Source organism: Okeania sp. SIO2B3 (assembly GCF_010672525.1).
Taxonomy (GTDB): domain Bacteria; phylum Cyanobacteriota; class Cyanobacteriia; order Cyanobacteriales; family Microcoleaceae; genus Okeania.
In genome coordinates, this window is record NZ_JAAHGH010000014.1 from 85,111 (window position 1) to 107,613 (window position 22,503).

The 22,503-nt window shown below is 34.7% G+C and carries 17 protein-coding genes; 6 read left to right on the forward strand and 11 right to left on the reverse strand.

The window, feature by feature from the left end; all coding sequences use genetic code 11:
* Positions 1 to 637: 637 nt before the first annotated feature.
* Positions 638 to 1,153 (reverse strand): hypothetical protein, encoded by a 516-nt coding sequence (locus F6K15_RS14465; RefSeq protein WP_293061792.1) that lies wholly within the window; start codon positions 1,151 to 1,153, stop codon positions 638 to 640.
* Between the two features lie 254 nt (positions 1,154 to 1,407).
* Here F6K15_RS14465 and F6K15_RS14470 point away from each other — a divergent pair, with 254 nt between their 5' ends.
* Positions 1,408 to 2,859 (forward strand): GTP-binding protein, encoded by a 1,452-nt coding sequence (locus F6K15_RS14470; RefSeq protein WP_293061793.1) that lies wholly within the window; start codon positions 1,408 to 1,410, stop codon positions 2,857 to 2,859.
* A 949-nt stretch (positions 2,860 to 3,808) separates the two neighbouring features.
* Here F6K15_RS14470 and F6K15_RS14475 read toward each other — a convergent pair.
* Entirely contained in the window at positions 3,809 to 4,564 is a 756-nt protein-coding gene (locus F6K15_RS14475; RefSeq protein ID WP_363267979.1) for an ATP-binding protein, read from the reverse strand.
* Positions 4,565 to 4,660: 96 nt separating this feature from the next.
* On the opposite strand from F6K15_RS14475, the gene F6K15_RS14480 reads away from it, so the two are divergent.
* On the forward strand, positions 4,661 to 5,542 hold the full coding sequence (locus tag F6K15_RS14480) for an NB-ARC domain-containing protein (RefSeq protein ID WP_363267981.1): 882 nt from the start codon (positions 4,661 to 4,663) through the stop codon (positions 5,540 to 5,542).
* A gap of 783 nt (positions 5,543 to 6,325) precedes the next feature.
* Here the strand turns inward: F6K15_RS14480 and F6K15_RS14485 are convergent.
* The 3 genes from F6K15_RS14485 to apcB form a co-directional block, all read right to left on the reverse strand.
* A complete protein-coding gene (locus tag F6K15_RS14485; RefSeq protein WP_293061794.1) occupies positions 6,326 to 7,120 on the reverse strand; it encodes a hypothetical protein in 795 nt (264 codons plus the stop codon).
* Between the two features lie 386 nt (positions 7,121 to 7,506).
* A complete protein-coding gene (locus F6K15_RS14490; protein ID WP_293061795.1) occupies positions 7,507 to 8,358 on the reverse strand; it encodes a TlyA family RNA methyltransferase in 852 nt (283 codons plus the stop codon).
* Positions 8,359 to 9,069: 711 nt separating this feature from the next.
* Positions 9,070 to 9,579: an allophycocyanin subunit beta gene (apcB, locus tag F6K15_RS14495; protein ID WP_293061797.1), complete on the reverse strand. Its 510-nt coding sequence runs from the start codon at positions 9,577 to 9,579 to the stop codon at positions 9,070 to 9,072.
* A gap of 761 nt (positions 9,580 to 10,340) precedes the next feature.
* On the opposite strand from apcB, the gene glnA reads away from it, so the two are divergent.
* Complete coding sequence (gene glnA, locus F6K15_RS14500) at positions 10,341 to 11,762, forward strand: type I glutamate--ammonia ligase (RefSeq protein ID WP_293061799.1); 1,422 nt, start codon at positions 10,341 to 10,343, stop codon at positions 11,760 to 11,762.
* Positions 11,763 to 12,759: 997 nt separating this feature from the next.
* Positions 12,760 to 13,854, forward strand: coding sequence for a class I SAM-dependent methyltransferase (locus F6K15_RS14505; protein ID WP_293061801.1), 1,095 nt, complete (start codon positions 12,760 to 12,762; stop codon positions 13,852 to 13,854).
* Between the two features lie 180 nt (positions 13,855 to 14,034).
* Here F6K15_RS14505 and F6K15_RS14510 read toward each other — a convergent pair whose 3' ends face one another.
* From F6K15_RS14510 to F6K15_RS38360, 4 genes are all read right to left on the reverse strand, one after another.
* Complete coding sequence (locus F6K15_RS14510) at positions 14,035 to 14,286, reverse strand: hypothetical protein (RefSeq protein WP_293061803.1); 252 nt, start codon at positions 14,284 to 14,286, stop codon at positions 14,035 to 14,037.
* 270 nt (positions 14,287 to 14,556) lie between these two features.
* A complete protein-coding gene (locus F6K15_RS14515) occupies positions 14,557 to 14,808 on the reverse strand; it encodes a hypothetical protein (RefSeq protein ID WP_293061805.1) in 252 nt (83 codons plus the stop codon).
* A 157-nt stretch (positions 14,809 to 14,965) separates the two neighbouring features.
* On the reverse strand, positions 14,966 to 15,796 hold the full coding sequence (locus F6K15_RS14520) for a class I SAM-dependent methyltransferase (protein WP_293061807.1): 831 nt from the start codon (positions 15,794 to 15,796) through the stop codon (positions 14,966 to 14,968).
* 664 nt (positions 15,797 to 16,460) lie between these two features.
* Entirely contained in the window at positions 16,461 to 16,550 is a 90-nt protein-coding gene (locus F6K15_RS38360; RefSeq protein ID WP_363267969.1) for a helix-turn-helix domain-containing protein, read from the reverse strand.
* 369 nt (positions 16,551 to 16,919) lie between these two features.
* On the opposite strand from F6K15_RS38360, the gene F6K15_RS14525 reads away from it, so the two are divergent.
* Positions 16,920 to 17,411 (forward strand): YbjN domain-containing protein, encoded by a 492-nt coding sequence (locus tag F6K15_RS14525; protein WP_293061809.1) that lies wholly within the window; start codon positions 16,920 to 16,922, stop codon positions 17,409 to 17,411.
* Between the two features lie 518 nt (positions 17,412 to 17,929).
* On the opposite strand, the gene F6K15_RS14530 is transcribed toward F6K15_RS14525, so the two are convergent.
* Positions 17,930 to 18,865: a hypothetical protein gene (locus F6K15_RS14530; RefSeq protein WP_293061810.1), complete on the reverse strand. Its 936-nt coding sequence runs from the start codon at positions 18,863 to 18,865 to the stop codon at positions 17,930 to 17,932.
* Between the two features lie 335 nt (positions 18,866 to 19,200).
* Here F6K15_RS14530 and F6K15_RS14535 point away from each other — a divergent pair, with 335 nt between their 5' ends.
* Positions 19,201 to 20,166, forward strand: a complete 966-nt coding sequence (locus F6K15_RS14535) for an FkbM family methyltransferase (protein ID WP_293061811.1) — start codon at positions 19,201 to 19,203, stop codon at positions 20,164 to 20,166.
* A 480-nt stretch (positions 20,167 to 20,646) separates the two neighbouring features.
* On the opposite strand, the gene F6K15_RS14540 is transcribed toward F6K15_RS14535, so the two are convergent.
* Positions 20,647 to 22,302 carry a DUF655 domain-containing protein gene (locus tag F6K15_RS14540; protein ID WP_293061813.1) on the reverse strand — a complete coding sequence of 552 codons (1,656 nt, stop codon included), beginning with the start codon at positions 22,300 to 22,302 and terminating at the stop codon, positions 20,647 to 20,649.
* Positions 22,303 to 22,503 lie beyond the last annotated feature (201 nt).

Sequence of the window (22,503 nt, forward strand, 5' to 3'; positions counted from 1 at the left end):
GCTGAATAATTAGTATATTGAGAATTTTTTAGGGGCAACTATTATCTGAGAAGACTAGCAGATATGAACTGAGCAAAATATTTCTATATTTCCACAGATATTAATTTTGTGAAAGTTGAGAAATTAGTATATTGAGAATTTTTCAGAGGCGACTATTACCGGAAAATACGAGCAGATATGAACTGAGCAAAATATTTCTATATTTCCACAGATAGTTAATTTTGTGAAAGTTGAGAAATTAGTATATTGAGAATTTTTCAGAGGCGACTATTACCGGAAAATACTAGCAGATATAAATTAAACAAAATATTTCCCTACTTCCACAGATAGTTAATTTTGTGAAAATTGAGAAATGAATTTGTCTCAATTCCGGCACAATAATATGGCAATAGGAAATAGATACCTGTGCTAGATAATCAATAAATTTGGAATTTTTAGGGAGTATCTAACAACCTACTGATAAATAAAAATATGACTCAATGGTAAATTTACAAATAATTTTACCTATTCAGACAAAGAATAACTGAGAATTACTAGAACACATTTAGTGGAAAAGCAAAAAAGAGTCTATTAATATGTATAGAATCTTTGCATCTATTCTACAATTAATTAATCAGGTGTGAGTGGTAAACCATCACTAACCTGGGTAGTCAGTATATGGAAGTGGTTGTAAAAAACTCTCTTCGTACACCTCTTGAATATCGGAGATTTGATCATAATTTTCATCAATAATTTTGTCAATTTTATCCCTGAATAATTGTTCCCAATTTTTTAGGCGTGTCAAATTTTCATAGTATTCTTCATTTATTGCTACTTCCAACAAACTCGGTCTAAACTCATAGGAGCTATATTCATCTATTTGAGCATAATTTTCTTTGATAATTTCTTTGATTTTACCTCTTACCAATTCTTCCCAATTTCTGAGACTTACTAAATTATCAAAATCTTCTTGCTCAATATCTACTTGTAATAACCCTGTCTGAAAAAAATCTTTTCTTCTTTTACTCTGAGTAATTTGATAACTACTTTTTTTGATAATTTGTTTAATCTCAGCTCTTACCAAACTTTCCCAATTTGATAGACATTCCAGATCGATCATAGATTGACTATCTATCACTATTGCCAACTCTAAATTATTGGAATTTTCACTCATTTTTATCTCAAAAACTCAACTTATACCAATTATAAACTTTTCCCTAGACTCAATGAGGAGTATTTCAGAAATTATGCCAATTGATTTGATAAAATTATATCATTACCAATAATACTTTGATTTCCTGTAAGCATTTCCTGCGGAATGCTGCTAATTTTACTGCATTTCCAAGCACAGAATTAAAGTACAAAAACAACGAGCTTGAGTTATCAACTAAAGGTAATAAAACTGATAACTGATAACTGATAACTGAAATGACCTTGACTAACTCAGATATTTACTCAGAAATAGTGACAGAATATTCTCAATCTCCAGAAAGTTACCAAAAACAAGGTAAACAACATTGGAAACGTGCTAGAGCAAGTTTACGAAAAGCTCTAAATAGATACTCTACTTTGCAAAATACTGCACAAAAAACAACCACTTCTGAATTTTCATCCTCCTTAAAAACTCAATTAGATTTATTAAAATCCAACATTGATAAGCTAGACCAAGGAGTAATTCAAATAGCAGTTTTTGGTCTTGTAAGTCGTGGTAAATCAGCAGTTTTAAATGCTTTATTAAGTGAAAAAATATTAGAAACAGGTCCTCTAAATGGTGTGACTCAATGGCCTCGTTCTATTAGATGGACACCTAATATTTTTATTAATTCTCATCAACAAGAGACAGCAAAAATAGATTTAATAGATACTCCTGGATTAGATGAAGTAGCAGGTCAAGTTCGTGGAGAAATGGCTAAGGAAGTTACTCGCAAAGCAGATTTAATTCTATTTGTTGTTTCTGGGGATCTTACCCGCACTGAATATGACGCTTTGCGTGAATTAAGGAAGGCTAAAAAACCGCTAATTTTAGTGTTTAATAAAATTGATTTATATCCAGAAGCGGAACGAGAAGATATTTATCAAAATTTGCAAAATATTGCTGTGGATAAATCAGAAGAATTAGAAGAATTAGAAGATATTTATCCTCCGACAGAAGTGGTCATGGTATCAGCAGAACCAGCTCCTATACCTGTAAGAATTGAATGGCCTGATGGTAATGTGACTCACGAATGGGAAACTCCATCGCCTCAAATAGATCCTTTGAAACAAAAAATAATTACTATTTTAGAGCGGGAAGGGCAGTCGCTTTTAGCATTAAATGCGTTAGTACAAGCAAGAGAAGCTGAGGTAACTATTGCTCATAAAACTGTTAAGATTAAACAAGATGAAGCTGATGATTTAATCTGGGATTTTGCTAAGTATAAGGCTTTAGCTGTTGCTATTAATCCTGTTGCTATTATTGATGTAATGGGAACTACTGTAATAGATTTAGCTTTAATTCGCTCTTTGTCTCGTCTCTATAATTTGCCTATGACTAGCTATGAAGCGGGTAAACTTTGGAAAGTAATTATATTCAGTGAAAGTGGTATGTTATTAGGGGAATTGGGAAGTAGTTTATTATTGGGTTTAGGAAAGGTTGGTGTTACTTCTTATGCAGGAGTTGCTATTACTCAAGCTTCTATTGCAGCTTATGGAATTTATGCTATTGGTAGAGCTACTAAGGTTTATTTGGAAAAGGGTTGTACTTGGGGACCATTAGGACAAGATATAGTTATTCAGGATATTTTAAATCAGGTTGAACCGGATACTATTATTTATCGTTTACAACAAGAATTATTTAATAAGGAAGGAAGAGGGAAGAAGGAAGAAGGAAGAAGTTATTGAAGAAGGAAGAGGTTATTGAAGAAGGAAGAAGGAAGAAGGAAGAGGTTCAGAAATTTTAATTAGTTATTTAATCAAGAGATAAGAAGGAAAAAGTAAGAAGGAAGAGGTTAAAAAAATTTCTGGAAATTTTTTTTCATTAGTATATTTATAGAGTTTCTCAGGTTACTGAGGTACTGTTGTTTTTCTTCTTTTCTATTCCCTATTCCCTATTCCCTAAAAATTATGAATTTTGTACTTCTCCATTATTGGGAATTACGATAGTTTGATTAGTTAGATTTTGCATATTTTTAGTAAGCGATCGCCAGTTTTTTTGAAGGAAGAGAAAAGCAAGACGTAAGAAGGAAGAGGTTAAGAAATTTTCTGGAATTTTTTTTTCATTAGTAGATTTATAGGGTCGTTCGGGTTACTGAGGTACTGTTGTTTTTCTTCTTTTCTATTCCCCATTCCCTATTCCCTGTTCCCTATTCCCTATTCCCTGTTCTCTGTTCCCTAAAAATTACGAATTTTGTACCTTACCATTATTGGGAATTACGATAGTTTGATTAGTTAGATTTTGCATATTTTCAGTAAGCGATCGCCAATTTATTTTGAAGGAAGATAAAAGGAATAAATTATACTAAGTTGAGAAATTTTTTCTACAAATACTTGGGTTATTTTTAGTAGTTAGTAGTCAATAGTCCGTAGTCAATATAAATAGCTATTATTACAGAAAATTCTACCTGGGTGAGGTATACTTATAGCGGGTAAGATGCCCACACTACAAAAAACAGATGGTTAATATCTGTACCTCATATATTTGGAATATCCTTTGTCATTTTTTTGCCTGAACAATTCTATTCTCTTAAATTAAATAAATATAGTTTTTCTCAGGTTAATGGAGTTCACCTATCTTGATTTCTTTTCTATTCCCCGTTCCCTATTCCCTATTCCCTAAAGCAAGAGATATTTATCAATCTACTTCTGATAAATTTTCCTCAGATTTATCTATTTCTGAAATAGCTTTATCGTAGCGATAGAACTCCGTTCCGCTGTCGCGATCGCGAAGTTCTGGAGATAAATCATTTCGTTTCATTTCTGTCTCTTTAATTTTGTGTTTTTTTTGATTAGTTTCATAGTGAGGAGAACCAATTTTTGTCTTTGCTTCTCTCACAAATTTGATTTCTTCAGCTAAGTCAGAAAGGGAAACTTTTTGAGCTTTTCCTTCTCTCATCACTGCTCGACTTGCTGCTGAAATTACAACATTTAAAATATCGCCTCCAGCAAGTTCTTCTGATTCATTTGCTAACCATTCTAGATTTACATCTTCTGTAATTGGTACTTCTTTTGGTAGTAGATATTTCCATAGTTTAATGCGACATTCTTTATCTGGTAATTCAAATTCAATATGTGCCAAAATTCGGCGCACAAATGCACCATCATAATTTTTAGCGAGGTTAGTGGCAAAAATTACGACTCCATCAAATTTGTCTAATTGAAGTAACATTACAGAACGACTAACATTAACTCCATGGTCGGAACTTTGAGTGACATTAGTTAATCTTTTTCCCAGAATAGAGTCAGCTTCATCAAAGAATAAAACTGAGTCAGTTTCTTTCGCTTTGTTAAAAGCTGCCGTAATATTTTTTGGCGTTTCACCCACATATTTAGACTCAATTTCTGCATAGTTAACATAGAAAAAGACTTTATAGGAATTAACAATATAAATTTTTGCCCTGAAACTTCCCCCTCCTCAGAAACTATAAACCATGAAAATTTTCCACAACCAAATATCAACAAACCCCAGACTATTCCTCGACCAAAAATAGACCTCTCAGATGCACCAGACTATAAAAAATTCTACGGTAGAACTCAGGAAATAAAAACCCTCAAAAAATGGATTCTCCAAGAACAAAAAAAAATAGTGATGCTCCACGGAATGAATGGAATTGGCAAAACAACATTAGCTCTTCAACTCATCAAAAATATTCAAAATAAATTCGACTATATAATTTGGCAAAGTCTCCGAGACTCCCCACCACTCAAAACAATTCAAACCCGACTCATTCAATTTATCTCTAACCAAAATTCCACTCTCGAAACCTCAGAAAATTCCCATCTTTTAGAAAATTTGAGAAAGGACCGCTGCCTCATAATATTAGATGACATCCAAACAATATTTAGTAGTGGCAAACTAGCAAGTCATTACAGTCCAGAACATAAAAACTACAGCCAATTTTTCCAATTTATCGCCCAACTCTCCCATCAGAGTTCTTGCCTAACCATTAGTAGAGAAAAACTCAGAGAAATTAGTACAGCTAAAAATACATCCATTCGCTCATTACACCTCAAAGGTTTAGACGAAGAAGCAACTAAAAAAATTCTCAAAGACCAAGATTTACAATTAGACGAACAATGGCAAAAATTAATTGACTTTTATCAAGGCAACCCCACTTGGTTAAATATAATTGCCACCACTATTAATGACTTATTTAATGGAAATATCTCAGAATTATTTCAATACGACCCCCTATTTTTAGACGCAGACATCAAAGAATTATTACATCAGCAACTTTCCCGTTTATCAGAAGTAGAAAAACAAGTAATCTCTCACCTAGCAACCACAACCCAACCAGTAACTATTTCAACCTTATTAGATAATTTAAAAATACCAGCTTCAGACTTATTAAATATCATTAAATCTTGACAGCGACGCTCCCTAATAGAAAAACAAGAAAACAACTTTACCCTTTTACCCGTGCTGAAACAGTATTTTGAAGTCAGAAGTTAAGAGTTAGGAGTCAGGAGTTAGGAGTCAGGAGTCAGAATAATGGTAATTACCATCCAAATGTATTTTCTTAACCAAAAGACGTAGCGCTATAAATAAATAGGGTTTGCGCTTCACTAGTCTTTTAGTAGGGGTAGGAGACAGGAGACAACCCACCCGCGGGGCCCGACCGTGGAGGGGAAGACAGGAGAGATGGGAATTTAGAGGAGGTAGAAGTAAGAATTGTAAGAATGATTTTTCTGTCCAACTATGCGCCTAAAATACTAACTTTTTGAGCATTTTAGACTGAAACAGGCGCACTTTTTAAAGGCCCTAAAAAACCTAAAGTCTTTATATGTTAATGCTTTTAGATTTAATCAGCAAGCCCTAAATTATAGATAAATAAAGAATATTCCATATTTATTGCCTCCTTATTACAGAAGGTACTGATAACTGATATAGCGTTTCTCAAATTAGTGAGATACAGTTATCTTTTTGTCTTTTTATTCCCTTTCCTTATTCCCTCAAACCTAAAATTTTGTACCTCACGCTTTTTAGGAATTGCTATAACTTAAATGGCACTCGCTGTTGCTAAAGATTCAATTTTAAAGAAGAAATAATGAATTAATTTTCCCTTTTGCATCAATCCTATCCGTTTCCAAGGAGAGGTAATTGTTAATTATTAATTATTAATTATTAATTATTAAATGCTTACCTACAATCTCAACATTTAACTATCCTTAAACCTTCTCTGAAGTGAGCAACAGTCGTTACCACTGCTACTACAAAATAAAAAATTCTAATCGCCCAAAAACACAAACTCATTGCCCAATAAATAACCCCTGGTGGAACCCCTATCAAACTCACAAACTTTGAATTAACACTCTTTTCCAATCTATCTAAATTATTCATCTGCACTTTTTTATCGGGGAGAATAGGAAACTGAGCAGTATATAAATAGAAACCATAGATACCATCATTACCTACCCTTTGATTTAAAAATGAATTAGCTAGTAATTCAGCTCCATCCAAGGATAAATTTTCATTATTTGCTACCTGTTCTACCCAAATATCATATCTCACCATTTGAGTCGTGAGAAAAATTATTGGCACTAAAATTATTAATATAATTGCACTCACATAACGACCTAAATACTTAGGTAAAAAAATACTTGCTAAACCAAAACCCATTCCCACAACAGCAAAAGCAACAATATTAAAAAGTTCAACTATTTCTATTCCTCTTAAAAAATCGCCAAAGAGAATTAAACTATATAAAAATCGATCCGCTAATTTGACAGATATAATTTTGGCAGAAATTATTGTGCTAAAAATAAAAGAAGTACAAAATATATAAATCGATAATTTAATCAAGAAAAGAAAAAATATACTAATTCTCTGAAGTAAAATGACTAATATCATGTCCGGTTGAACAGTAAACGACAGAGGAGTCAGGAGTCGTAGGGGCGAATGCCATTCGCCCGTACAGGAGTCAGGAGTCGTAGGGGCGAATGCCATTCGCCCGTACAGAAGTCAGGAGTCAGGAGAGAAGAAAGAAGAAGAAAGAGGAGTAGAAGGAAAAAGTTTTTTGATCGCTAATTATCCGGACATGATATAAAACCATAATCAAAAGTCAAAAGTAAGAAGTAAGAAGTAAGAAGAAAATTATAGTGGTCAATAGGAGTCAAGGATTCAGTAAGTATTTATGCTTAATATTTAACTGAGAATTTGACTCCCGATCGAGGTAAATGAAGATAATTTATATAGTATAAATATTTAAGGAAGCTACGAATTTTATACTAATTTTCATGTTACAAATTAAAGTGCGCAATGTGGGATTGAAATCCCTTTTTACAAAGCTGATTGCTGATTGCTTCTTTAACATTTCAGTCAAACTTAATATCTTATGAAACACAATTAAATTCTTCTTGAGCTGATTTTGTTATCTGAGCGATCGCTGCCAAATCTAGCGAAAGTTTACTTTCAATATTTAACCATAATAAATATTCTATATTACCAGCCGGACCTTGTATAGGAGACCAGGTTAAACCAGAATATCCCCATCCTAAATTCTGAGCGCTATTCCATACTTGAAAAATTGCTTCAGCTTGGTCAGTAGAAGAACGTACTACACCTTTTTTACCTACTCGTTTTTTCCCTACTTCAAACTGAGGTTTTACCAACAATATTGTTTCACGAGGTGGAATAAGTAATTGCCATAAAGCAGGTAAAACTTTAATTACAGAAATAAAAGAAACATCAACTACTGCTAAATTAGGATATATTTCTGAATTTTCCTGTGCTTGAGAATTTAATACTAACTCCTCGCCATATAATTCTATAGGAGTTAAATAACGTAGGTTAGTTCTCTCTTTCAAAATAACTCTTTGGTCATTACGCAAACCCCAGTCAACTTGCCCATATCCCACATCAATACCGTAAACTAATTTAGCTCCTGCTTGTAATAAACAGTCTGTAAAACCACCTGTTGAAATACCTCCATCAAGACATATTCTGTCAGAAATAGGGATAGAAAAATATTCTAATGCTTTGGCAAGTTTATAACCTCCCCTAGAAACATACAAAGATTTTTGCTTAACTTTTATATTCGCCTCAGACTCTACTTCAGTTCCTGGTTTATCAATTATTTGCTGATTTACCATTACTTCTCCTGCTCTAATCAAAACTTGAGCTTTTTGTCGAGAAGTACATAAGTTTTGTTCTACTAATAAAATATCTAATCTTTGTTTAGCCACAAATTTTAATTATTAACTAGATATCAGCTTTTAGAATTTCCGTTTCGGAATGTTCCGCAAGCAGCTAGCCTCTTGCAGAGGAACTTTGTTAACAGCTTTTTTGAGTTGTTAAAATCCGCTTTATTAATGTTAAAAAAAATCAAAAGAATTAAACTGATTACTTAGTTCTGAAAAAAAAATGTAGGGATTTGGTTTCCAAATCCCATTTTTACCCTTGGTAATGAATAATAATGAATAATTAATTACTAGACAGTGCAAAGTTCTTGGAATAACTATTGCTAGCTAAGGCTTTCAACGATCTAAAGGTTAAAAACTTTTTATTCACAGCTGTAAGTACTATAAGCCTTTGCCAGTAATACTTTCAGTCTTCAAAACCAATCGTTTTTTGGGAGAACTTTGTACTCTCCAGTTAATTAGGGTTTGCTGATTAAATCTAAAAGTCTTTATAGATAAAGGTAAGTGCCTTTTTAAGTATCAAAAAGTACGAGGTTTTAAGTGGTAATGGTTCAATTAGGAGCGGATTTTGCTCAAGATTTGGGCTGAACAATATTGGGACAATTCTTACTCCTACCTCCTCCCTCATTCCCCGTTTTTCCCCTCCTGGGAGGGGGAGGGGCGAGGGGTGGGTTGTCTCCTGTCTCCTACCCCTACTAAAAGACTAGTGAAGCGCAAACCCTAATTATTAATTATTCATTATTAATTATTAATTAATTAAATATCCTTTTCAGCTAACTCACTAATTAAATGGTCAAAAGGTGCTTCTAAGAAGGCACCAGTTTGAATACCTGCCGCTGCAACTTCAGATTTAACAAGTTCCTTAAGAATACCAATTCCAACCAAAGTAGGTCCAATAGGTACTTCTAGAGAATTGTAGGTTTCTCGAAGACCCTGTAAGACCCTTTCATCCAAAACATCCGTGTTACCTGCAACCAAAGCATAAGTAGCATAACGTAGATAATAATCCATATCCCGCAGACAAGCAGCATAACGGCGAGTCGTATAAGCATTACCACCCGGACGAATTAATTCCGGTTGTTGTGCAAACAACGTAATCCCAGCTTGCTTAACCAAACTAGCAGCCATAGAATTAATTACCGTAGCAGCTTGTACTCGCGCAGTACCCGTTTCAAAATAAGATTTTAATCGATCGACAGCATCCCGGTCCAAATAACGACCTTTAGCGTCGTAATTATCTATTAAGCTAGTGATAGTGTCCCGCATATAATTATTCTCCCAAAAATTTCTTAAACTTTCTATCTTACCCTACTTTGACATCCTCCCGACGTTGCGCTTACGCGAAAACGTGGAATTCCCTAACATCACTGATAGGGATTTTCTGCTTCATAGCACCCGCCTCCAAGGTATTCCCCTCTTTTTGGTCTTAAAGTCGCTCCACAGACTGACACTGCTAGCCCAGCAGCCTTATTCTAATTAAGAGTACTATGCTATGACAAAAACCACAAGATTGATTGGTTTTTCCAGGGTCATGCTGCGCAAACATCCCGACTATCTCTTCTAGGAGAACGCGGGTCTTCAACCAACGTTGAGTTAACGTGTGTCATCAGTCAGAAGCGAGTGTGTAATTCTGAAGTTCCCTACGGGGCCGATAAAGTGCGGAAGTAATTCCGTACACAGCCCCTTCAAAATGTAAGACACACTTCATTACAGTCAATTGACAATTCTTACTCCTACCTCCTCGCTCATTCCCATTTCTCCTATCTCCTACCCTCACCCATAAGACTTTTTCGGCAAACCCTAGTTAGTTATTTCTGCCATCCTGCACTAGCAGAATTATTTGATTAAGGTCAGATTTTTTGTGTCTAAAGTTACAAAAACTCAAGGATTTTCATTCTTATTATCGGCTGGATGTATTCTGATTAGAACTTTGTTAAGAAAGCCAAAATTTAAGACTGATGTATTTATTCTTATTAGAGCGATTCTTCTTGTTAAGAAAGCCAAAATTTAAAACTTAGGAGCTAAATATGGCACAAACAGCCCAAGATGTATTGAACTGGATTAACAATGATGACATTCAAGTTATTGATTTGAAATTCATTGACCTACCTGGTATTTGGCAACATTTAACAGTTCACAAAAGTCAAATTGATGAAAGTTCCTTTACAGATGGAGTTGCCTTCGACGGTTCTAGTATCCGTGGTTGGAAAAATATTAACGAGTCAGACATGATGATGGTACTCGATCCAACTACTGCTTGGATTGACCCTTTTATGGCTGAACCGACATTAAGTATAACTTGTAGTATTAAAGAGCCTCGAACTGGTGAATGGTATAGCCGTTGCCCCAGAGTCATATCTCAGAAAGCGGTTGACTATTTAAGGTCAACAGGTATTGGCGATACTGCCTTCTTTGGTCCAGAAGCTGAATTCTTTGTATTTGAAGATGCTCGGTTTGACCAAACTGAAAATAAAGCTTATTACTATGTAGATAGTATAGAAGGTCGCTGGAATTCTGGTAGTGAAGAACCAGGTGGTAATAAAGCTTATAAACCAAACTACAAACAAGGTTACTTCCCTGTATCTCCCACCGATACAATGCAGGACTTGCGGACAGAAATGTTGTTAACCATGGCCAAGTGTGGAGTTCCCATTGAAAAGCATCACCACGAAGTTGCTACAGGTGGTCAGAATGAATTGGGCTTTAAGTTTGGCACATTGGTAGAAGCTGCAGACAACTTGATGATTTATAAGTATGTCATCAAGAATGTGGGCAAAAAACATGGCAAAACTATTACTTTCATGCCTAAGCCTATATTTAACGATAATGGTTCGGGTATGCACTGTCACCAGTCAATCTGGAAAGAGGGACAACCTTTATTCTGGGGTGATGGTTATGCCAATTTGAGTAAGACAGCACTTAATTACATTGGTGGTATCCTCAAGCACGCTCCAGCAATCTTGGCATTTTCAAACCCTTCCACTAATTCCTATAAGCGCTTAGTTCCTGGATTTGAAGCTCCGGTAAACTTAGCTTATTCTCAAGGTAACCGCTCTGCTTCTGTTCGGATTCCTTTAAGTGGTACAAATCCCAAGGCCAAGCGATTAGAGTTCCGTTGTCCTGATGCTAGTTGTAACCCCTATCTGGCTTTTGCTGCGATGCTTTGTGCTGGTATTGATGGGATTAAGAATGAAATTGACCCTGGCGAATCTTTGGATGTGGATATTTATGACCTCAGTCCTGAAGAGTTAAGCAAGATTCCTTCTACTCCTGGTTCCCTAGAAGGTGCTTTGGAAGCTTTGAAAAAAGACCATGAGTTTTTGACTACTGGTGGGGTATTTACAGAGGACTTGATTCAAACTTGGATTGAGTACAAGTTAGATAATGAGGTTAATCCCATGCGTCTACGGCCTCATCCTTATGAGTTTTCTCTCTACTACGATTGCTAAATCAATAAATTTAAGTAGGGTTTGCCGAATAAGTCTTTTGGTAGAAATCAGGAGTTAGGAGTCAGGAGTCAGGAGGAATGGGGAATTTAGAGGAGGTAGTCGGATATTTTATCCCTTGATTTTTCTACAATTATTCTGCCTTTTATCCTAACTTTTTGGTCGATCAAGCTTAAAAAGTTGTATTTTTTTTGCTGTAAAAAAGCTAAAATCTTTACCTGTTAATGCTTTTAGATTTTATTGGTAAGCCCTAAGTATAACTAAGGAGTTAGTAGGAAAGAAGTTTTTTTCAAAGCTTGAGGAATGAGTATTTTATTACTTAAGTAATTTAGACAGAGTAATGTTATATCTATTTAAGCTTTGCTACTTCATAAAACAATAGCGACTTAGTTCTTATAGCCCCCAGTAAAGGAGGCTATTTTTGTTTGAAGCAACAATATATATCGACGCGCTTTTTTTATGATAAAAAACCTCAATCTAGATTTACATCTCAAATCAGAACACTATCCTAAATCATTTGTGATAATTTTATTGCTTCGGTGTTTCTCATTTCCTCCTAGCTCCGGTGTTCTCTATTCCCTAAAATCTACAATATTTCACAACTCAAATAAGATTTCTATGTAGTCTTTTGTTCAAAATTATAGCAACTGCCATTACTACTTTTAACTTATGGAATATCTAATACCAATTTCATAAAATATTGCAAAGCGTGATGACACAGGGAACAGGGAACACCTGAACTGTGGCTAGTGAAAGAAAAACATAAATATTAAAGAGGAAAAAAGGTGGAAATTTTAGAATTTATGGAATTTATAATTTTTTCTTTTAGGAATAAATCACAAATTAAGATGTAACTGCCTTTTTTGAATTTGGTATAAAACAATGAAATATCAACTTTCCTCCTTCTTCCTTCCTCCTTCTTCCTTCTGCTATATGATAATTGCGTTACAATCCTGAAATAAAACTACAAAGCTCGCAAAATCTATTTAGACTTATCGTCGTGTCAAATACTATTACAAAATTCACTCATCAAACATTTCAACAAGGTAAAATTTACTTTGCTTTAGCTCACAAACAAATTTCTACTAGACTGAGAAATTTTATTTATCCAACTCTTGAGTTTCAAACTCAACCTTTGTCTCCTGGAATTCTCCAAAAAATGCAGAAACGCATTGATGACATTATGGAAAGAGATTTGGCAGATGGAGAAAATGGTATTTATCCAGTTAATATTATATTTGATAATCCCTGGTCGGATTTTTTCAGTTATTATCCTAATATTTGGCTAGATATGCCTACAGTTTGGAGTAGAATTAAACAAAAGAAATATCAAGAATTTTCTCCACAAATAAATACTCAAAATTATCCTGCTTATTATTTACAAAATTTTCATTATCAAACAGATGGCTACTTAAGCGATACATCAGCTAATCTCTACGATTTGCAGGTAGAACTTTTATTTAATGGTACTGCTGATGCCATGCGGAGACGAATTTTAGCTCCTTTAAAAATAGGATTAGAGAAGTTATTTTCTGGGCAAAAGTTAGAGACGCTCGCTCCTCAAAATTTACGAGTTTTAGATATTGCTTGTGGTACTGGTAGAACTTTAAAGTTTATTCGCGCTACTTTACCAAAGGCTGCTCTTTATGGTGTTGATTTATCGTCTGCTTATTTAAAAAAAGCTCATCAATTATTATCTGAAGAGTTGGGAGAGTTGCCTCAACTTTTACAAGGAAATGCTGAGGATTTACCTTGGAGAGATAATTTTTTTCAGGCAACAACTTGTGTTTTTATGTTCCATGAATTACCGCCGATGGTACGTCAAAAAGTTATAGAGGAAGCTTTTAGAGTTACTAAACCTGGGGGTGTTTTTGTGATTTGTGATTCGATTCAAGTTTCTGATGAACCTGATTTTTCACCAATGTTAAAAAACTTCCCAGCAATGTTCCATGAACCTTATTATCAGAGTTACATTACAGATAATTTAGAGGAACGTTTGGAGAAAGTAGGTTTTATTAATATCGCTACTGAGGTTCATTTCGTTAGTAAGTATTGGGTGGCTTGTAAACCTGTTGAAAAAGTAGTTAGTAGGTAAGCATTTCCTATTAACAATCAATTTTGTCGCATAATTCAGGCTTTAAGCCTCTCCTTTAAAGGAGAAAAAAATTTTCTTTTTAGTCTCATCCTCTCCTTAAAAAGAATATGAGGTGTGTGATAAGGAAAAATACTTACTCCTCCTCTCTATTGCGGATGTCGCAATAGTCATTTCATTGTGTTAAGCACCAAGATTTGAGGTGTGTGATGAGGGAAAATATCTACTCCTCCTCTCTATTGCGGATATCGCAATAGTCATTTCATTTTGTGAAGCACCAAGATTTGAGGTGTGTGATGAGGAAAAATATCTACTTCCCCTCTCTGTTGCGGATATCGCAATAGTCATTTCATTTTGTGAAGCACCAAGATTTGAGGTGTGTGATGAGGAAAAATATCTACTCCTCCTCTCTGTTGCGGATGTCGCAATAGTCATTTCATTGTGTTAAGCACCAAGATTTGAGGTGTGTGATGAGGGAAAATATCTACTCCTCCTCTCTGTTGCGGATGTCGCAATAGTCATTTCATTTTGTGAAGCACCAAGATTTGAGGTGTGTGATGAGGAAAAATATCTACTCCTCCTCTCTGTTGCGGATGTCGCAATAGTCATTTCATTGTGTTAAGCACCAAGATTTGAGGTGTGTGATGAGGGAAAATATCTACTTCCCCTCTCTGTTGCGAATATCGCAATAGTCATTTCATTGTGTTAAGCACCAAGATTTGAGGTGTGTGATGAGGGAAAATATCTACTTCCCCTCTCTGTTGCGGATGTCGCAATAGTCATTTCATTTTGTGAAGCACCAAGATTTGAGGTGTGTGATGAGGGAAAATATCTACTTCCCCTCTCTGTTGCGGATGTCGCAATAGTCATTTCATTTTGTGAAGCACCAAGATTTGAGGTGTGTGATGAGGGAAAATATCTACTTCCCCTCTCTGTTGCGAATATCGCAATAGTCATTTCATTTTGTGAAGCACCTAAACCTATAGTAAAAAATTGGTTGGTTAGGACTTATGCTGAAAACCTTAAACAGAGAAGTATTTTTCCCACAGATGAGCTGTTGCCTATTACCTGTTCCCTGTTCTCTGCTATAAGACCTGAATTGAAAATAGTAAAATTATTCTATCTTCGCTGACAAAATTAAATAACGCAGTAGTCCCAACCGTGTCACCCATTCAAAAATATTATTTGTTTTCTGATTAGCTGGAGAATCTGAAAAAACAGGAAACTTCTTGAGGATTTTATAAGTAGGTAAAGTATTAAAAGTAATATCCTCTATTTGAAAACTGTTAAACCCTATTTTTCTTGCTAAATCTTGATAGTTAGCAATAGTGAAAAAATCAACATTGCCATAAGTTTCAGCACCCAAATCTTTAAGAAATAATCTAACCACAGGCTTCAAAAAATTGATTGTGGCAGTAGGAACAAAATCAGACAAAGCAATTTTACCACCTGGTTTTAAAACTCTTTTTGCCTCTTGGAAAAAAGCAGAACGACTAGGAAAATGAAAAATACACTCCACCGCCAAAACCACATCAAAATAATTATCAGGAAAAGGAATTTTAGTAGCATCTCCCTGCACAAATTCAATAGAATTATTACCACAAGCTTGAACTTGTTTTCTAGCTACATCTAATTGCCGTTCATCTATATTTAATCCCGTAATTTTTACCTCAGAATAATTATTATTAATACTGGCAGCTGTACCACCAAAACCACAACCCACATCTAAAATAGAAATACCTTCCTTAATATCAGCAGCTTGATAAACCTTTTGTGATAGCTTTTCCGTCGCGGACGCAAAATCTTCAGCAGTATTTTTTGCCCAATTAGGGTTTTCCCAATAACCCCAGTGAACGTGGTTTCCAAAGATAGTTTTAGTTGCTTCATCTTCTAAATTGGCCAAGATTTTGTCAAAATAAGGAAAATTAATTTCTGCTTTGGACATAGTTATAAATTATTAATTGTGGTTGACACTCCCACCGTTAAATCGCTCGATTATAAAGGGGGATTCTTGAGAGTGCTGGCGCAAAGCTATGCTAACGCAGACTCTTAACTAGGCAACAAATTAAATAAACTGAGTTGTACCCCCGCTACTACCATACACTACCGATAAAACTTCTCAATTTTTTCTTAAATCTAGGGAAGCCTTTGCCCTGGGATTTCATATCAGAAAAAGCTCTATCTAAGATTTTTAAAGTTTGTTGTAAAGCTTGAGCATTAACTGAGTTTAATTCAGGGTTAGTATTCTTAGCTATTGTTAAGTTATTGTTAAGTTTTTAGCTTGATAATTATAATTAGGGTAAGGAGTATCAGCAGGGATAATATATTCAGAAACAATTGAACAACTATTAATTGGTTACTTTCTTGAATTTAGCCAGTCTTTACCGAATAATTAATTATTAATTATTCATAATTAAATAATTCTGGTTTAAAGCCTCCTCTTTTAAGGGGAAAAAAGCGGTCGTTAGCGTAGCTTCCCGAAGGGTGGGATGGCAAGGTCTCCTCGCTGTCCGAGCATCGACCAAGAGAAGAAATAATATTTCCTGATCTTCAATTCCGTAGCGGTTTTAACCAGAGGTAATTATCAATTATCCATTATCCATTATCCATTAATGAAGCTCTCTTAAGCCGTAGTTATACACGCTTTTACAGACATCAAGAATCTGATTAATATCAGCTTCCTGTTGCTTGTTGGGCAAAAGGTTTGTACTGGTAGGTCAAAGTAATCATTGACAATCTATTACTTTCTGAACATACTGATATTTTATTGTATATTTAGTAACTTGCCAATGGTTAGAATAGATAATTTAATGGTAAGATTAACGAATGATAAAAAGTCTAGACTAGAATATTATGCAAGAGTAATGCCAGTATCAATGTCGGAAGTGATTCAAGACTATTGTAAAAACCTACCAAAGCCATCAAAAATAGGGATTCGCTACCGCTAAATTAATTTTTAAGTTGCAATTCATCTCCCGCTAAATAAATTGAGTATTATAACGGGAGTCCTCCTGCAACATTTTCAGATATATGATTTTTCTATAGGTATAAATTAATAGGTATAAATTATGACTACTAATAACCCTGATACTACTTCTGTGGATCATCCTTCTACCGAAGAAGATAATATTGAACTAACTGAAAATGAGACCAGTCTCAGCTACATAGAAGAGATTGAAACAATTATTGCTAATATGGCAGAAGATCAAAAAGTGATGGTGGCCAATAATGAAGCAGGCCATTTATGGAAGTTTCAATATGGCAGTGTGGAAGTATATGTCAGACTGACTGGAGAAACAGATGATGATACTTTTGATGTCTGGTCTTATGTACTGAAGTTACCAGCAAAAAATGAACCCCAGTTAATGCGTAGATTATTGGAAATGAATTGGTTATCGACTATGGAATCCCATTTTGCTATTGTGGATAATCAAATTGTAGTTCTGGCGACTCGTACTGTAGCAGAATTATCTCCAGGAGAAATTTCTCGGGCAATTACTATTGTTGCGACTCTTGCTGATGATAATGATGACATTTTGGCAGCAGAATTTGGGCAGTAAATGAAGAGAAAAATTATGGGGATATCTCAAAATATTGCAGTCGAAGGAAAGGTTAGGACAGATCAAAAGCTTAAAATTCAGGCTTGCACATTATGGAATGATATTGCCAAAAATTAGTTTAGACTTGTAAGCATTCAGCAGTCAGCTATCAGCTTTATTAATTTTAGTAGACAATTTAAGCTTGCTGTTCTTGTGCTTCAATTCTTTGTTTAAAATGTCGTACGAAGCTAAGCAAATGCTTGCTTTATTTATTAAAAAACTGAGAGCTGACCGCTAATAGCTGTTTGCGCAGCATTCCGCAGGAAATGCTTACTTAGACTTTGACTAAAAAAACCTAATATTAGTCATTCATGCAATTGATTAATCCATAATCAAATTCAATCAAAAATCTCAAATTATTCGTCACTGTGCAACGCCGAAATTTAAGTTTTTTCAGACTTTTAAGTCTTTGTCCCTCTTCCTTCTTCTTTCTTCCTTCTTCCTTCTTGAAAAACAAAGAAAGGGAGATAATTCAAACCTTATTTATTACTTATTTTCGGTTGAATTATAGGTTTAAGTTGTTCGACTAATTCTTTTGAACGTATAACTCTTCCTTCTGGTTTGAGATGGTAGTGAGTATCAGCAAACAAATTAACGTCAGTCCACAAATTTAACTTTTCGTCAGTAATTAGAGGAGCAATTTTACCTAACTCTTCAGCAGTTTTCTCCACATTCTTCACAGTTCTTTCATCTGTACTGCCATAAATTATAGGTAATGATATGACTAAACTTGCTTCTTTAGCTTCTAACTCTTCTCTAAATTGCTTAATTCGTGCAATTGAATGAGGAGTCACGGGTTTCTTAACTGGCATTTCCCACCATTTACTTTTACGTTCCCATGTTTTAGTCGGATCTCCCCAGTCTGTAATAGGATCAGCATAGTAAGCTGGAACTTCTACTTGCTTAACTATATCTATAGTAGATTTTGTCAATTGTCTGAGACTAGGTACGCCCAAACCAAAAGTATCTTGAGCAAACTGCTTGGGTGGTACTCCTCCTAACCGTGGTTTTCCGATAGCTACTCCAAAATAAGTAGAGCGATCGCCTAATCCATCTTCATCTAATAACATTAAGTATTCAGGAATTATCAACACAATATCTCCTGGACGAACTTGCTCCAAAATAGTAGGAAAAATTACATTTAGACCCAAATTTCCATCCAAGCCAAAATTAAATACAGGTATGCCAAGTTCTTCTTCCATTAACTGAGAATTGACAGTATAGTGCGCTCCCGAACCACCAACAATTATCAGTCTTTTTGACCCTTCCACCTCCGCTGCTAATGCCACCTTATTGTAGTACATTCCTCGTAACGGACCAATTAAACCACCATAATAAACATTGTAAAAGAAGCCAAGAGACCAAGCAAAACCAGCAATAACCAACCAAGGAATAATTTTTATTGGGTTCTTCATAAAAATAAAAAATCAATCAATTTATCAAGTATATTCTGAGGGAAACAATTTCCCTAGTTTAGTGATCTAGTATAGCTAAATATATTACTTCTGTGCCATACCTAATATTTCATAAAGTTAAGAATTTTCACCAATTATAAAATCTTTGAGAAAATTATCAGTCGTTTTAGATAAATGAAGAAAATTATTATGCTATGATGGTTACAATTCTACTCTTTTTTTATTCATCTAGGTCTTATCTCCATCGGTGAGTCCGGAGAGAAAGTAGTAACAAAAACGTTATCTTTCCCTTCAAATAGATTATTCAGTTTGTTTACTTAAGAGGAATACAAGTAATGTTAAAAGAACCATTGTTAAAGACTAAGAATTTTTTGAGAAATGTGAGGAATTACCAGAAGATACCTAATTGGTATTGGGTAGATAAAATTCCTGAGTTAAATATGAGTTTTAATGATGTAGAAGTTGAGCGTGGTTCAGATAAATTATTTCTCAAACCCCTGGATATATATGTTGAAAAGGAAAAATATGATTTTCTACTCGAAAGAAAAGCATTGAATCAAGCAAAATTTCTCAAGAAAAAATTAAATGCTAAGTTTACTATAGATAAAAATGATGAGTTGATTGTAGAGTTAGAAGGAATAAAAGTAAATGTTCAAACAGCAGAAGAGCTTTCTATTCTTTGGGAAATTTTTTGGTTAGGAATTTATACTTTTATTTATGACCGCCCCGTAGTTATGCTAGATATTGGTATGAATGTAGGATTGGCTAGTCTATATTTTGCCAGTCAGGAAAATGTGAAATCAATCTGGGGTTATGAACCTTTCCAAGTTACCTATGAACAAGCATTACATAATTTTGATTTAAACCCAGATATTTCCCAGAAAATCAAACCATTGAGTTATGGAGTTGCTGCTGAAGAAAAAAAAGTAACAGTTGAATTTGATTATGAATTAAGAGGAAGTATTGGATCTTCGGAAGATAGAACAAACAATAAGCAAAATAAATCTCTCCCGAAAGAAGAGCTGACTTTAAAACCTATTAGTGAAGAGTTAAATTCAATAATTTCTCAGCATCCAGATATGGATATTGTTGCCAAGATTGACTGTGAAGGAGCTGAATATGAAATCTTTGATTCTTTAGTAGCAAAAGGGCAATTAAATCAGATTAAAGTAATTATGATGGAATGGCATAGTAAAGGACCAGATAAATTAGCTGAATATTTGCGTCAAGAAGGCTTTGCAATTTTTTCTCGTCTACCTCGTAGTAGTAATATTGGAGCAATATACGCTGTTAGAGCCTAATTTAGTCTTATGGAACAACTATCTATCATCTGTTTTGCTCTAATTGTGGAACATTTTTGCCTCGTGATTGGAACTCTGCAATATTAATTAGGGTTTGCTGAAAAAGTCTTTTTAAGGAGTAGGGGAGTAGGGGAGTAGGGGAGTAGGGGAGTAAGGGAGTGGGGGAGTAAGGGAGTAGGGGAGTAATTTTTTGCCCAACTCTTGCCCAAAATGCGTTCCATGTTTAACAGAGGTCTAATAGTTAAAGAAAAATACTCTGCTACCCATTTTCTTAGAGATTAACATAAAGGGGACTAAAGTTCCCCGTGTCGTCTTTTATCCAAGGGTTCAAACCGCTTGGTTTCCATACTCCCATCCTTCCTGGTAAAAACTTTGGCACTAAAGTAACACTTAATTAAAACTAGGTCAAGGAATATTTTTCTATAGATTTAGTAACTATATAACAAGTAATCTTTTTACTGAATAAAATTACTCGCTAGACTACCAGGTGACTCTATCGCTTAACTTCTCTAATATGTTAGGTCCAATTCCAGGCACCCGCTCTAGGTCAGCTAAAGATGTAAAAGGTTTATTTTGTCTAGCTTGAATAATCCGCTCTGCTAATTTTGGTCCAACACCAGGTAGTGTTTCCAATTCTGTAATAGTAGCTGTATTTAGATTAATTTTAGTATGAGTATCTATTGTAGGATTTTGAGTTTCTGTTAATTGATAATTACATTCTTTTTGTTGTTTTTCTACTTTTTCAATCAGCCAGGATGGTATACCCAGGGTAGCTGTTTGATAAAGCCTTTGAAATTCACGGTCAAAATGAGCTACTACTGTGGAATTTTCAATTATCAATAAAGTTTCATCGTTGTTTTTATTAGCTGCTTCAGTCCAATTATGAGAACCAGTTATGACAATCGAATTATCAATAATTCCGAATTTGTGATGCAGGCGATCGCCTGGGGGTAAATTTGGTACTCCTACTGTAAAAATTGGTTTTTCCCAAGTCCGATTATCTGCTTCATATTTACATTTATTAGCCAGGGCAATACCCATCATATCTAATCCTTCACTATAATAACGATAAGCAAAATTCGGATCGATTAAACCTTGAATTAAAACTCCTTTTCGAGATTGATTTTCTAGAGTATTAACTAATTGTTGTGATGAAAATACAAAGAGGGATAAATCAATAGATTTTTGTGCTAATTCTAATGTTTGATTAATTAAACCATTAGTACTTTGCTGCCAAGATTTAGTATTAGAAATAGGAGAAAACTTTACTGCCACTTTCGTATCTCCAATAAATATTTGCCTGACAGGTCTAAATGGTTTTTTCACGCCAAATTTACTATCCTGTTTTCCACCTGGTCCGTCTCCCCATAAGAGATTAAATTCTTCTGTGAATAGTTCAGCTAATTCAGAACTTTCTATTTTTAAAAGATTATTAGCATTTCCTCTACTCATAGATTCTGAAAAATCTCCATGAATACCGCTATTAGTAAAATTAGCTGAAGTAACAATAGTAGTTTGACCATCCACAACTATAAATTTGTGGTGCATAAGGCCACTACCCCTAGAACCATCAGCAGTATCATCAATCAAGGGAACCCCTGCATTAGTTAGCATCATCAGAGCATCACTGCTATTAATTTCATCTTGACTAAGATAACCATCCATGTTATTATCAGTAATCTGAAAAAATTCTTTGTAGCGTTCGTTTTCCCGTTCAGATAGTTGAGTTACTTCAAGTTCAGTTAGACTTCCCCAAGAACGATTGTAGGTATTTTCAATAATTACTCGTACCTTTATCCCTGCTTGATAACGTTCGACCAAAGCTTGAGCAATACCAGGTAAACGTAACTCTTGAACAGCCACATCTACACTAGAAGTAGCATTAGCAATAGTATCAATGATTATGTCCTCAAGATTATCTCCTAACCTAGTTTGTTGGCGAGCTGACTCAGTATAGGTTGAAGCTTGGGACTGATTAAAATAAGCTTCAATTAAGGGGTCTTGTGGTAACTGGGGAAGTTGAGGAACTAACTGCAGATTTATATTCTGACAAGCAGTGAGACTCAGGCCCAATAGTAAAATATAACCAAAGCGTAGTTGAGTAGAAAAAAATAGCACTGATTTGAGGAAAGCCAATAGCCTATGAGTTAGGGTGGGATAGTTCACAAGGGTAGGTTTTTTACTTTCTGGTTGGACTAGACTTGGAGGACAAGGATGACTTGGGAGAAAAAAGCGTAGATATTATAAATTTGAATGTATTTCTGCTTACTTGTCCACTTTTCCGCATACCAAAATCTTAGCAAAAGTCCACCTGAAAGGGCTATGGTTTATAAACAT

What these genes read in the sequence shown, in the direction of transcription:
- F6K15_RS14530 (WP_293061810.1), bottom strand. Translation starts at nt 18,865, where the DNA reads ATGAAGAACCCAATAAAAATTATTCCTTGGTTGGTTATTGCTGGTTTT.
- F6K15_RS14465 (WP_293061792.1), bottom strand. Translation starts at nt 1,153, where the DNA reads ATGAGTGAAAATTCCAATAATTTAGAGTTGGCAATAGTGATAGATAGT.
- apcB (WP_293061797.1), bottom strand. Translation starts at nt 9,579, where the DNA reads ATGCGGGACACTATCACTAGCTTAATAGATAATTACGACGCTAAAGGT.
- F6K15_RS14515 (WP_293061805.1), bottom strand. Translation starts at nt 14,808, where the DNA reads ATGACTATTGCGATATTCGCAACAGAGAGGGGAAGTAGATATTTTCCC.
- F6K15_RS14520 (WP_293061807.1), bottom strand. Translation starts at nt 15,796, where the DNA reads ATGTCCAAAGCAGAAATTAATTTTCCTTATTTTGACAAAATCTTGGCC.
- F6K15_RS14470 (WP_293061793.1), top strand. Translation starts at nt 1,408, where the DNA reads ATGACCTTGACTAACTCAGATATTTACTCAGAAATAGTGACAGAATAT.
- glnA (WP_293061799.1), top strand. Translation starts at nt 10,341, where the DNA reads ATGGCACAAACAGCCCAAGATGTATTGAACTGGATTAACAATGATGAC.
- F6K15_RS14535 (WP_293061811.1), top strand. Translation starts at nt 19,201, where the DNA reads ATGTTAAAAGAACCATTGTTAAAGACTAAGAATTTTTTGAGAAATGTG.
- F6K15_RS14485 (WP_293061794.1), bottom strand. Translation starts at nt 7,120, where the DNA reads ATGGCATTCGCCCCTACGACTCCTGACTCCTGTACGGGCGAATGGCAT.
- F6K15_RS14510 (WP_293061803.1), bottom strand. Translation starts at nt 14,286, where the DNA reads ATGACTATTGCGACATCCGCAACAGAGAGGAGGAGTAGATATTTTTCC.
- F6K15_RS14525 (WP_293061809.1), top strand. Translation starts at nt 16,920, where the DNA reads ATGACTACTAATAACCCTGATACTACTTCTGTGGATCATCCTTCTACC.